11 protein-coding genes are annotated in these 12934 nt (G+C 38.4%); 8 read left to right on the top strand and 3 right to left on the bottom strand.

What is annotated here, in order from left to right; all coding sequences use genetic code 11:
- Window positions 1-27 precede the first annotated feature (27 nt).
- Window positions 28-1725 (top strand): sodium:solute symporter, encoded by a 1698-nt coding sequence (locus PL_RS10330; protein WP_041878917.1) that lies wholly within the window; start codon window positions 28-30, stop codon window positions 1723-1725.
- A 30-nt stretch (window positions 1726-1755) separates the two neighbouring features.
- Window positions 1756-2382, top strand: coding sequence for a hypothetical protein (locus PL_RS10325; protein WP_348621611.1), 627 nt, complete (start codon window positions 1756-1758; stop codon window positions 2380-2382).
- Window positions 2383-2390: 8 nt separating this feature from the next.
- Here the strand turns inward: PL_RS10325 and PL_RS10320 are convergent, their stop codons facing one another.
- Both PL_RS10320 and PL_RS10315 read right to left on the bottom strand, forming a co-directional pair.
- Window positions 2391-4376, bottom strand: coding sequence for a tetratricopeptide repeat-containing sensor histidine kinase (locus tag PL_RS10320; protein WP_348621609.1), 1986 nt, complete (start codon window positions 4374-4376; stop codon window positions 2391-2393).
- A 304-nt stretch (window positions 4377-4680) separates the two neighbouring features.
- Window positions 4681-5532 carry a DUF2911 domain-containing protein gene (locus PL_RS10315; protein ID WP_041883265.1) on the bottom strand — a complete coding sequence of 284 codons (852 nt, stop codon included), beginning with the start codon at window positions 5530-5532 and terminating at the stop codon, window positions 4681-4683.
- Window positions 5533-5643: 111 nt separating this feature from the next.
- Here PL_RS10315 and PL_RS10310 point away from each other — a divergent pair, with 111 nt between their 5' ends.
- On the top strand, window positions 5644-6252 hold the full coding sequence (locus PL_RS10310; protein WP_041883263.1) for a DUF4142 domain-containing protein: 609 nt from the start codon (window positions 5644-5646) through the stop codon (window positions 6250-6252).
- A 146-nt stretch (window positions 6253-6398) separates the two neighbouring features.
- Here the strand turns inward: PL_RS10310 and PL_RS10305 are convergent, their stop codons facing one another.
- Complete coding sequence (locus PL_RS10305; protein WP_041883262.1) at window positions 6399-8207, bottom strand: hypothetical protein; 1809 nt, start codon at window positions 8205-8207, stop codon at window positions 6399-6401.
- A 165-nt stretch (window positions 8208-8372) separates the two neighbouring features.
- On the opposite strand from PL_RS10305, the gene PL_RS10300 reads away from it, so the two are divergent.
- The 5 genes from PL_RS10300 (at window position 8373) to hemN (ending at window position 12931) form a co-directional block, all read left to right on the top strand.
- Window positions 8373-8702 carry a hypothetical protein gene (locus tag PL_RS10300; protein WP_041883261.1) on the top strand — a complete coding sequence of 110 codons (330 nt, stop codon included), beginning with the start codon at window positions 8373-8375 and terminating at the stop codon, window positions 8700-8702.
- Between the two features lie 45 nt (window positions 8703-8747).
- A complete protein-coding gene (locus tag PL_RS10295) occupies window positions 8748-9932 on the top strand; it encodes a PAS domain-containing sensor histidine kinase (RefSeq protein WP_041883259.1) in 1185 nt (394 codons plus the stop codon).
- A gap of 38 nt (window positions 9933-9970) precedes the next feature.
- Window positions 9971-11035, top strand: a complete 1065-nt coding sequence (locus PL_RS10290) for a response regulator (RefSeq protein ID WP_041883258.1) — start codon at window positions 9971-9973, stop codon at window positions 11033-11035.
- Between the two features lie 83 nt (window positions 11036-11118).
- Window positions 11119-11577: a lactate dehydrogenase gene (locus PL_RS10285; protein ID WP_041883257.1), complete on the top strand. Its 459-nt coding sequence runs from the start codon at window positions 11119-11121 to the stop codon at window positions 11575-11577.
- Window positions 11567-12931, top strand: coding sequence for an oxygen-independent coproporphyrinogen III oxidase (gene hemN, locus PL_RS10280; RefSeq protein ID WP_041883255.1), 1365 nt, complete (start codon window positions 11567-11569; stop codon window positions 12929-12931). The genes PL_RS10285 and hemN overlap by 11 nt, the downstream gene beginning before the upstream one ends.
- Window positions 12932-12934: the final 3 nt, after the last annotated feature.

The raw sequence follows: 12934 nt of genomic DNA, 5'->3' as shown, positions 1-12934 counted from the left end.
TTTTTACCTATTTACCATATATTTTGAATGAGTTATATTGACTGGGCTGTATTATGCTGTACACTGATTGCAATTGTTGCCTATGGCGTTTACAAGAGCAGGGGTGCTAAAGACATTGATGGATATTTACTGGGAAACCGGTCTTTGCCATGGTATAGCGTATGCTTGTCTGTGATGGCTACTCAAGCCAGTGCAATTACTTTTTTATCTGCACCGGGCCTGGCTTATTCTTCGGGAATGAGTTTTGTGCAGTTTTATTTTGGTTTGCCTCTGGCAATGATCGTTCTGTGTGTGACTTTTGTACCTATTTTTCACCGGCTAAAGGTTTACACGGCTTATGAATATCTGGAACAACGCTTTGATTTAAAAACCAGGGCATTAACGGCATTTTTATTTTTAGTTCAAAGAGGGTTATCTACCGGAATTACGATTTATGCGCCTTCTATTATTCTGTCAACTATTCTGGATATTAATACGACATATACTACATTGGTTATTGGTGGAATTGTAGTTGCCTATACAGTTTATGGAGGGACTAAAGCAGTTTCCTATACGCAGATGTTGCAAATGAGTATTATATTTTGCGGTTTGTTTGCTGCGGGTATCATGGTTGTACATTTGTTGCCCGGGGATATTGGATTTGGTAAAGCAATCAGTATTGCGGGGAAGATGGGCCGTACCAATGCTATTGATTTTAAGTTTGACTGGAATAATCAGTATACGGTTTGGAGTGGGTTGATAGGTGGTTTTTTTCTCCAGTTATCTTATTTTGGAACAGATCAGAGCCAGGTAGGCAGGTATCTGACCGGTTCATCTGTGAGTCAGAGTCGTTTGGGTTTACTGATGAACGGACTAGTGAAAATACCTATGCAATTCCTTATTCTTTTGATTGGGGTACTGGTATTTACCTTTTATCAGTATAACAAGCCACCAGTATTCTTTAATAGTTTTGAGCTGAATAAACTGGAGAAAAGTAAATATAATCCGCAGCTTGAAGAGCTTAAAAAGGATTATGAGGAAGCTTTTGAAAAGAAACAAACTGAAGTTAATTTGCTGAATACAGCTTTGGATCAGCAGAATAAAGCTGCAATTGACCAGCAGAGAATTGCTTTGAAGAAAGCTGATGAACAAACTAAAGTAGTTCGTAAACAGGTAACTGAGCTGATGCTTAAAAATGATCCTCATGCGGATATCAATGATAACAATTATATATTCCTGAGTTTTGTAACTAAGTATTTGCCCAGAGGATTAATAGGGTTGTTAATTGCAATTATTTTCCTGGCTTCTATGGGGTCTACAGCAAGTGCACTTAATTCACTGGCTTCCACGAGTGTGATTGATATTTATAAAAGGCTGATCAATAAGAATGCGACCGAAGAGAACTATTTAAAAGCTTCCAGATGGTCAACTGTTATCTGGGGACTGGTCTGTATTGCCATGGCTTTATATGCGAGTAAAATAGGAAACCTGATTGAGGCAGTTAATATTCTGGGTTCTTATATCTACGGAACCATTCTCGGAGTATTTTTAGTGGCATTTTATTTAAAGCATGTGAATGGCAGAGCTGTGTTTTATGGCGCAATTTTAACTGAAACTGTAGTCTGTATAATTGGTTATCAGAAAGTGGTAGCTTATTTATGGCTGAATGTGATTGGATGTTTGCTGGTTGTATTACTATCATTGTTGTTTCAGCAAGTGTTCAGGAAGAAAGAGATATTGTCCTGATTTAAAATATAATCATTAACTAGTATAGCGATGTCAGCACTTGGAAAAAAAATAGCACAGAAAAGTGATGCTCAATTGATATATTACATTGAAAATATAGATAAGCATACTGATGAAGCAGTTAAGTTAGCGGTAAGTGAATTACAAAATAGAAATATTGCTGTTCCGGAGAATATTTTTGAGGAAATTGAAATAGAGCGAAAGGCACGTTTGATAAAAAAAAACAGTTTTATCAGGCAAACCTTATTATTTTGTATTCCGGGATTTTTTTTTTCAAGTTTTACCTTAATGGGAATCCTGGGAATTCATTCGGTTATTTCATTAATTACAGACTGCATAACTTCCTGGACAATTATCTGGATTACAACGGGGTTGGGAGCAATTATTTTACCATTACTTTTTTTTCGTTATATCAGGGAAATGGATTCGAAAAGACTTCAGGCTGCAGGGGTATTACTTGTTTTTTTTAATCTGATAGAATATACTTTTATTCAATGTAGCTTGGGTCTGTTCTATATTGATGGTAAAATGCTCTGTTACGGTCATGATGGACAAATGGTCTTACCTTTTATATCGAGTAGTTGGGTTGGGATAATCATTTTAATTATATTCAGTATAGTTTTTAGTTTCTTTTCAAGGCTAAGGATAGAGGAATAAATTTTTAATTACCTAGGAAGTTCCACAAAAAAAGTTGATCCCTGATTGGTTTCACTATCTACCCAGATTTTGCCCCCGTGATTCTCAATGATTTGTTTAGAGATTGCAAGTCCAAGTCCGAATGACTGTTCTCCTGCTGTGCCTGACCGTTTTGCCTGTCCGAACACATCAAAAATTTTGTTTCTAATGCCTAGGGGGATACCAATCCCGTTATCTGCTATTGCAATGAGCACAGATTCTGGTTTTTCTTCCATCCGTACTGTAATAACTGCATGTTCAGGACTAAATTTAATTGCATTTCCAATAAGATTACTCATTACTCTCCACATCCTTTCTTTATTAAGAGGAATCGTTACTGGGATGGCGTATAAAAGTATCTGCTGGTTTTTTTCTTTTGCCTTATGACTCAACAAATTCACACAATAATGAAGAAGGACATATAAATCAACAGGTTCTTTTTGCAGTTTTTTAGTCTGACTGTTGGACCTGAGCAAATCATTGACCAGATGGAGTGAGTTTTGTCCTGAGGTTTTAATCATGCCCAGCATCTCCAGATCGTCTTTAGTACGGTCATTTTCTCCAAGCATAAGATCGGCCATAGAAGTAATGTTTCCAATAGGATTCCGGAGGTCATGGGCAACAATCATCATCATCCTTATATTCTCTTCCTGGCTTTGTTCCAGTGAAGCCAGCGTCATCTGCATATTGATATTATGCTCACTGATCTGTTTGTTTAATTTTTTAGATCTTTTCAGATTGTGCCAGATGAAAAACAGAATAGTGATAATCATTAATATACAGAAAACTGCAGCAAACAGATAGACCGTTTTTAACTGATTGTCTTTATTCAGCAATTTCATGCGGTATTTCTGTGCCGTATCTTTAAATGCCTGATCTATATCTATATTTTTTAGTTCTTTATCGACCTTGTAAATAGAATCACGACTGTTATGATATTTTTGTAAATAAGGATATGCCTTTAACAGTTCTTTCTTTTTATCATGATATTCATACTTTAGTCTAAGCCATTTTAACCGTATACCCAGGCTGTTGGGGCTCATACCCGCTTTGCCTGATAAGTAAGTTTGCAATTCATTCAGCAGTTTATCGGCCTCCCTGAATTTTGAATGTCTGATGTATAAGTCTGCCAGTTTTTGTTTGGCTGTTTGCGCATCATGAACTTCATATCCCGGACGGTCATTAATCAGAATACTTTGGATAAGTGATTTTACTGCCAGCTCATAATTATTATTTACGGCATAGATTCCACCAAGGTTTCCATAGATGACTCCGTTAGCGGAAGACATGAAAGATTCTCTTTTGGGGAAAGAGCCTGTTTTACCGGCAATAAAAGCCAGTGCTTTTCTATAATAGATAATTGCGCTATCCGGTTGACCTGACCGCTCAAAACACATAGCAATTGTATTCAGATAGGTTTGGGGGAAAATAAACAAATAATCGAAGCCTGTACCGGGTTTACAGTCTTTATTCTGGTTAATTGCTTCTTTAAAAAAGGGAATGGCCTTCTGATATTGTTCCTGATTAAATCTGACCAGCCCGAGCTTATTACTGAAAATAGAAAGAGAGCAGTCATCAAGATTCTTTTTTGCAAAGGATCTGCCATCATAATAGCTCTTGAAAGCCTCTGTATATCTTTTTTCTGCCATCTGTACTTCTCCCAAAAAAAACAGACCACTGGCATATTCATTTTTATAAATAGCTTTCCTGTTTTTTAAAAGATGAAATACGCTATCGGTGTACAGTTCAGCCTTCGCTGTATTCAGATCATAATTCAGGTAAATATTAATCAGATTCTCATATTTCCTGAAAATATCTTTAACCCCGGGATCAGGAAAAGCCTGATAAGCTGAATCCAGGAAAATTGCTGCTCTTTTGGGCTGGTTATTTCCGATATAAGTTGTTGCCTGGTTAATGATGGTATCAAAATGAAGCTGATGATTAGGAGGCTGCTCATTAACCGGATTACAGGACATAATAAACAGTATTGATATCAGACACAGCAATTGTGTTATACTTTTATATATTCCCGGATACAGGAGATTGAATAGGCAGGACATGGGATAGGGTAGTTAATGTACATCGGTAAACGCTAAGAACAATATACAATTTTGATATGGTTCTTAACTCAGGATATTTATGAAATACATTATTAATGTCTTTTGTTTGCATATTTTGAAACAGAATTAAAATGTGGCGTATAATTCTGAATAAAAAAGGCGTCTCTTAAATTTAAGAGACGCCTTTTTTAAGCTATCGGAAAGCTGACAGATTTTCGGATTATTTTTTAGCATCCGCCAGCAAAGCTGTATTTAAACGGATATACTCAGGATTTTTGATCTCCGTTGCTATTTTAATCCCGGCAGCTGCACTTTCTGCTGCCCCTTTTTTGTCGCCCATTTTAAGTTGAACACGACCTTTCCATAATTTTACCCATGGGCTTTTTCCAGCATCAGCAGCATCAGCTGCATTCATCCATTCCATTGCTTTATTCAGGTCTTTCCCGTTTTCAAGATAATAAATAGCTGACTGCATATAAGGTTTCTTTTCACCTTTCATAGCCTCGTCAATATTTGCCATTACTTTGGCATCAATATCAGTGGTTAAGTTTACTGGTACTACCGTGTTATCCCATAGTAATTGCATCACTGCTTTTGTTGGTGATACTTCAGCAAATGCGATAGTAAATGTTTCTGTTTTATCTTTTGCAACAGCTGGCTTTACTTTGAATCTTAAAACATCATCTGATTCCTTGTATTCATAAGCACCCCATTGTTTAGTGTCTTTATTTAAAATGACAGTCCATTCAGTTTTTCCGGGAATAGTGAACAGGGCATAATCACCGGCAGTAACAGGCTGACCTTCTAAGGTCACATTTTCAGTGAATGAAATAGTTGTAGCGCTGTTAGCACCTGTGCGCCATACTGATCCGTAAGGCTCCAGGTCACCAAAAACCTTACGTCCTTTAGTATTTGGGCGGGAGTATTTGACTGTGATTTTTCCAAGACCAAAGTCTTGTATTACTGTCTGTCCAGAGCTAGGCTGAGGAAGGTTTAACCCCTGAGCTTTCAGATCTGCATTCAGACTTATTGCCAGAGCAACAAGTAAAGTTGTTTTGAGTAATGTTTTCATTAGAATAAGTTTTGTTTACACTAAATTACAGTTATGTTTTGATTTATAGTACAAACCTTTTTAATCAATAAGTGTTAATCCGTAAACAAAATTTATTCTAATAATACGATTATGAAACAATTAAGTTTATTTGGTTTATTAGTTATCGGAGCCTGTACGATGCAGGCATGCACAGGTTCAGGAAGCCATGGAGCCAAGGGTGATCTTGCTGCTATGGATTCAGGGAAAACTGACAGTTTAAAAATGGATACTAATAAGATGAGTAGTACAATGCCCGCCGATCAGTCAAAAACCGGTGGGGATGTAGCATCATTTATGAAATCAGCTGCTCTTGGAGGAATGATGGAAGTTGATTTAGGGCAGATCGCCCAGAAATCATCCAACCCGGATGTTAAGGCCTTTGCAGAGGAGATGGTAAAAGATCATTCTAAGGCTAATGCTGAGCTTAAATCACTGGCAGAAAAAGAGAAAATTGTTTTGCCAGCAGCATTTCCTGCAGAAGATAAGGCACATATTGATATGATGAAAACCATGACCGGTTCTGCTTTTGATCATCATTATATTGATATGATGGTTACCGATCATGATAAAACTATTGCCTTGTTTAAATCAGCAACGACATTTCCGTCGAAAGAAGTGAGTGAGTTTGCCAAAAAAATGTTGCCTGTTATTACCGGACATTTTGAAAAAGCAAAAGCTATTCAGGCAAAACTGAAATAGTCAGGCCGATTTTTTTAGCAACTAAAAAGGGCATTTTGTAATTAAACAGCATGCCCTTTTTCATTTGAACACAATTGATTTTTAATGATCATGTGCGACTCAATTTTGTTCATTTCGGTTTGTGTTCTGCTGCACATGAAGGTTTCTTATCCCTGAACTCTAACAGGGTCAAGAATTTTAGTAATCATTTTCAGTTTCTCTTCCGCTTTCTGTAATTGATGATACAATTCCTGAGCAGCGATGTCTGTCTGGAGTTTTATCTCCGGTATCAGCTCTTTGTAATAGTTGATACCCTTAAATAATTCTTCCCTGAATTTCTCAAAATATTTGGTCTTTTTTGCATTTAAATCATGTAATTGTGTATTCAGATCTTTTTTTAGGTAATCCACATATAAATGCAGCTCATTGATGAACAGATTCGGACGGTTGAATTTAAAATTAATCTTTTCCCTGCCATAAATATGTCCTATCATTTCTTTCAGTGTATACAACCTGGAAAAATAGGCAAGATTAGGACCGGGACAGATACTCACCGCTTTATTCTCTCTTGGTTTTAACTGATCGTTCTTGATATAGACAGAAGCACACAGCCCTTCACAAAGACATATTTTTTCTGTGATTGCTTCAAATTTTTCGGCAAAAAGTACAGGATCTGGCTCTGTAGCCTCTAATTGTTTGATTTTTAACCGCTGATATTCTCTTGAAGCGGTACAAATAGGAAGCTCAGTAAATTCGGTGTTGGTAGAAAGGAATTTTTTAGTGCACGGACTGCCTGGTCTTCCTTTTGCTATTCTTTGCAGACGCTGTTCTTCAATTGTACTGTTTCTGAAGTTATTAAACAATACGCCAAGTGGAGAAGAATTGCTGACATAAAAATCATCCTGCTGTGCTGAAGCCAGTGCTTCTAAAGTCTGCGCATCTACATTTGTAGCTTCCGGAACCAGTAAAAAAGGGCTTCCCCATCCGGTGGCATCCAGTTGGTAATAGTTAAGCAGAAAAGCATTTTCTCCGGCAGTACCGATTCCTCCCTGTGCTGTGAATTTAAGCAGTGGAGTCCCCGAAATAGTAACCCCTTTATTGAATAAGGCAGTTTGATAAATGCCTGATAATTCTTCCCGAAGTTCATTTCTTTTTTGTTTAAATTCCTCCAGGATTGGGCCTAAAAGCAACCCCTCTGTAGCAAATGCATGCCCTCCGCAATTCAAACCTGATTCAACTCTGAATTCTGCAACCCATAAACCTTTTTTTGCCAGCATTTTTGCCTGGATCAGAGCTGATCTGAAATCACTCACCTTAAGGATAATCTTCTTTTTGATCTGTCCGTTGGAGTCAGGGTAGAAATCCTGGCAGTTTTCCATGTAAGTATATAATCTCGGATTCAGACCTGCAGAGATTACAACAGATGAAGATAAGGTACTGTTTCCAAAACCTCTCATTGCTGCCAGTGCATCTGTAAAATCATTTCCGAGGTTTTCCTGAGCAGCATTGTAATTTGCTTTATCTACCTTAGACATGATGTTGACGTCGATACTCCCTGCCTTCATTTGTAAACGCAATTCCTGTTGCAGTTTTTTCTTTTCTGTACCCGGTTCAAGTTCTGACATTTTCAGATACTGAGCTTTAAGTGCAGAATTTTCAGGAAGAAGTTCAAAATACGTGTGTATATCAGCACCTGCGGTAAAGGGCTCATCTTTTAGCGCGGCAAACTGCTGATCGACCAATGTCCTGATCAGATCCAGGTAAGCAGTGATCCGCCTGGCACGGCCGTCATGATCTTCTTTTTTAATAGGTATATAATCAATGTTATTGGCTGCCGAATGGAATTTTCTCATTCGCTCTGTCAGTTCATCATCAACGATTGAAACAACAGAAGTAATGCCATATCTGGCTACTTTTAAGGGAGTGTCAATAGAATAACCTAATCCCAAAACGGGAATATGAAAGGTGTGGTTCATGCAATTCTGTTTTATCTGTAGGTTGGCAAAATAGCGGAGAAATGCGGGGATAAAATATGACATGGATCATTATTTTATATGATTTATACCTGTGCCAGGGATGATGCATATCATAGATAGGACCGGCAAATGAGCAGATATTTGTTGTAATAAAAATAACATATTATGGCAACTTTAATCGTAAACACCGCTCCGGCTGATACAAGCTTATGGTCTAAATACTTAAACTTTGCAGATAGTCAGAAACCAAATCATCTGGGCTGGTTTCTGGTCTCTATTGTTTTACATGCTACCATACTGGTTCCATTAACTTTTGTGCTTGTTTATTCACTCGATGGACATGTCGTTCCATGTCTTGCATCCAGTATGCTGATTTTCTTTGCTAATATTGTAGCCAATATGAGCAGCGCAAGTACCAGGATAACTATCGGTCTGTTTTATCTGAGCTTAATGATCCATGCTGTGATCCTTGTAGTGACCGTTTTTGGTTTATAATTTAACATGCTGTTAGCAGATTTTCTATATTTGTAAAAATCAATTATGGAAAAAGCACGGTTATTAGAGGCAATCATTGAAACGGCCATTGATGGAATTATTACCATTGATCAGAGAGGGAAAATAGAAAGCCTTAACCCTGCGGCACTTCAGCTTTTTGGTTATACACTGGATGAAGTTGTTGGACAGAATATAGCAAAGCTAATGCCTGAACCGGACAAAGGCAGGCATGACGGGTATATCGAAAATTATCATAGAACCGGTGAAAAGCACATCATTGGTAAAGGAAGGGAGGTAAAAGGACTTCGTAAAGACGGAACGACTTTTCCTTTCAGACTGGCTGTAAGTGAAGTTCAATATGAAGACCGCAAAATATTTACCGGTTTTATCCATGATCTTTCTAAAGAAAAAGAAGCAGAAGAGCGCTTACAGGAATATGCTGCTGAACTGGAAAGCCTGGTAGAGGAGCGGACCAAATCACTGAAGAAAACAGTTACTGCTTTAAGAGAAGCAAAAGAAGAGGTTAGCTTGTCACTTGAAAAAGAAAAAGAACTGAACCAGATGAAAAGCAGATTTGTCTCTATGGCATCACATGAGTTTCGTACACCATTAAGCTCTGTCCAGCTTTCTGCTTCACTTATTGAAAAATATGCACAGCCATTTCAGAATGTAAATATTGAGAAACATGTGCATAAAATAAAAAATGCAGTTGGTAATCTGACCACTATTCTGAATGATTTTCTGTCTCTGGAAAGACTGGAGGCCGGAAGGGTAGAGCCTGCGTTTCAACCTTTTGACCTGGTTAAATTAGCAGAAGAAATTACCGAAGAAATGCAGATGATCGCTAAACAGGATCAGCATATAATTTATCAGCATACAGGGCTGGAAAGTGTGGTTTCACTGGATCAGAATCTGCTGAAAAACTGTATGATCAACCTGATTAATAATGCAATCAAGTATTCAGGAGAAAACACCTTCATAGAATTTAATACCGAAATTAATGAACATCAGTGTCTGATTACCATAAAGGATAACGGAATCGGAATACCAGATACAGATCAGAGATATTTATTTCAGCCATTTTTCAGAGCACATAATACAGGAAATATTCCTGGTACAGGTCTGGGGCTGAACATTGTAATGCGTTATGTTGGTTTAATGAAAGGTGAAGCGCAGTTCGAAAGTAAAATAAATGAAGGCACTAAATTCATACTATCATTCAACAGATAGTAAGTTATCAATAAACAGGACCGAATTCAATTCATCAAATGGAAAACAGGAGACAAAGGATATTGATCATTGAAGACAATGATGATATCAGAGAAAGCACAGCGGAAATACTAGAACTTGCCGGTTATGAGGTTTTCCAGGCAGATAATGGAAAAACGGGGGTAGAGATGGCCCATAGTCATTTACCGGATCTGATTCTGTGTGATATCATGATGCCTGAACTGGATGGTTATGGCGTACTTTATCTGTTAAATAAAAATCCGGAAACGGCTGCTACGCCATTTATCTTTTTAACAGCAAAGGCCGAAAGAATAGATATGCGTAAAGGTATGGAAATGGGGGCAGATGATTACCTGGTGAAACCTTTTGACGATGTTGAGCTGCTCAATGCAATTGAAAGCAGGTTTAGTAAAAGAGAAAAACAAGAGCTGTTTTACAGTAAATCGATTGACAAATTAAATAATCTGGTTGCCTCCAATCAGGGAATAAAAGAGCTGGATAAACTCATGCTGGATCGTAAAGTCCGCACCATTAAAAAGAAACAGATTATTTACTATGAGGGGGATATCGTTTCAGGAGTTTATCTTGTGCTGAGTGGAAAGGTGAAAACCATTAAACTTACAGAAGATGGCAGAGAACTGCTTACGGGTATGTATGGTGCCGAAGAATATTTTGGTATTCCTGCTTTGCTGTTAAATGAGCCATATGCCGAAACAGCAGAAGCTCTGGAGGATACAACGATATGTCAGCTTCCTAAAGAAATGCTCGATGAATTGCTTAACCGCCATCCTGATGTGGCTAGACAATTTATCCGGATTCTTTCCAATAATCTGCTGGATAAAGAAGAACAGCTTTTACAGTTAGCCTATCATTCTGTCCGTAAAAGGATGGCAGAAGTACTCATGCGTTTGTGTAAGCTGGAAAAACAGGAAGGACAGATCAATCTTCGTATCTCCAGAGATAATCTTGCTGCGATGGCCGGAATGGCTACCGAAACAGTCAGCCGGATTCTCAGTGATTTCAAGGATGAGGGAATTATTGAAAGAAAAGGAAGCCAGATCGGTATACTCGATTATCTGAAGCTTCAGCAAATGAAAAACTGATCCAGATCATATTTATGGTTGACTAACCTCATTCTCTGCTACTTGTTTTCGGGCTAATTTTGCTCATTAACAAATCGATCCGAATGAGAGTAGTAGCCTATAGTATAAAATCTTTTGAAAAAGAGCCACTGGCAATCGCCAATCATAAAAAACACGATATTACCTTAATATCCAATTCGCTGAGCCCTGATACTGTGAGTTATGCGGCAGGAAAAGAGGCTGTTATCGTATTTACAGAAGATGTTGTTTCGGCAGCTGTGATTAATAGTCTTGCTGATCTGGGCGTGAAATATATCGCTACCCGGTCTACATCAACTGTACATATCGATCAGGAGGCAGCGGCCGGTCGTAATATTAAAATTGCCAATGTTCCAGCTGTTTCACTGATGGCTGATACAACCGATGAGTTATCATTGGCATTAGCCAGAGAAACCATCTTAAATCTTGATAAGTGGCAGCAGAACCGTTGTTTGGGTTCTGCCTGTATTTGTTCCGGATCCTGTGATCAGGCTCATCCTAAAACACCTGACCATGAACATTAAAACATTGATGGCAAAGTACCATGTTGCTGCACCACGCTACACAAGTTATCCTACGGTACCTTACTGGGATACAGAACGGTTTGATCAGGGGAAATGGGGCCGGGCTGTGAGTAAATCATTTACACATAGCAATCATCAGGATGGGATCAGTTTATACCTGCACCTGCCTTTTTGTGAAAGCTTATGTACCTATTGCGGGTGCAATACACGGATTACGCGTAATCACAAAGTAGAAGTACCCTATATCGAAGCTGTCCTGAAAGAATGGGAATTATACTATAAACTCTTTGATAGTAAACCTGTCATCCGGGAACTTCATCTGGGCGGCGGTACACCAACTTTCTTTAGTCCTGAAAATCTTGAACTACTGATAGGCGGAATTCTAAACCCGGCTATTGTTCATGAAGAAGCAGAATTCAGCTTTGAAGCTCATCCTTCAAATACCACAGAGGCACATTTAAATACTTTATATCAGTTGGGCTTTAAACGTTTGAGTTTAGGGATTCAGGATTTTGATCCTAAAGTACAACTGGCAATTAACCGAATACAAAGCGTAGAAGAAGTTGCCCTGGTAACCAGTCAGGCCAGAGCTATTGGATATTATTCTGTCAATTTTGATTTGATTTATGGTCTTCCTTTACAGCATATCGAAGGTTTGTCAGCTACTATAACATCGGTGCTGGCTTTGCGTCCTGACAGAATCGCCTTTTATAGTTATGCGCATGTTCCATGGGTAAGACCCGGACAGCGCAGGTATACGGAACTTGATTTACCTTCTGCGGCAGAAAAACAGCAGCTATATGAACTGGGCCGGGAGATGCTGAAAAATGGAGGATACACTGAAGTTGGAATGGACCACTTTACGCTTAGTACTGATAGTTTATATACTGCAGAGAAAGCGGGCAGGTTACATCGTAATTTTATGGGATATACTCACCAGTATAGCGAACTGATGATTGGACTGGGGGTCTCATCTATCAGTGATAGCTGGTCTGCATTTGCTCAGAATGTTAAAAAAGTAGAAGATTATATCAGTCTGGTAAACGAAGGTAAAATCCCAGTTTTTAAAGGCCATATTCTGAGTCAGGAAGATCTTGTGATCCGGAGACATATCTTAAACCTGATGTGTAAAGGAGAAACCTCATGGGCTAAAGCTGAAGAACAAAGTGAAGGTTTCAGTGAAGGTCTGGAACGGATGTCTTCAATTGCCCGGGATGGGTTGGTCACTATAGGAGAAACAGAAATGAAAGTTACTGAACAGGGGAAACGGTTTTTAAGAAATATCTGTATGGCGCTCGATTCAAGGCTTTATGCTAATCAGCCTCAAACACAATTGTTTAGTATGTCCGGATAACCC

Source organism: Pedobacter lusitanus (assembly GCF_040026395.1).
GTDB classification, from domain to species: Bacteria; Bacteroidota; Bacteroidia; order Sphingobacteriales; family Sphingobacteriaceae; genus Pedobacter; species Pedobacter lusitanus.
Note: the sequence above shows the minus strand (reverse complement) of the source record. Positions and strands in the feature narration are given on the sequence as shown.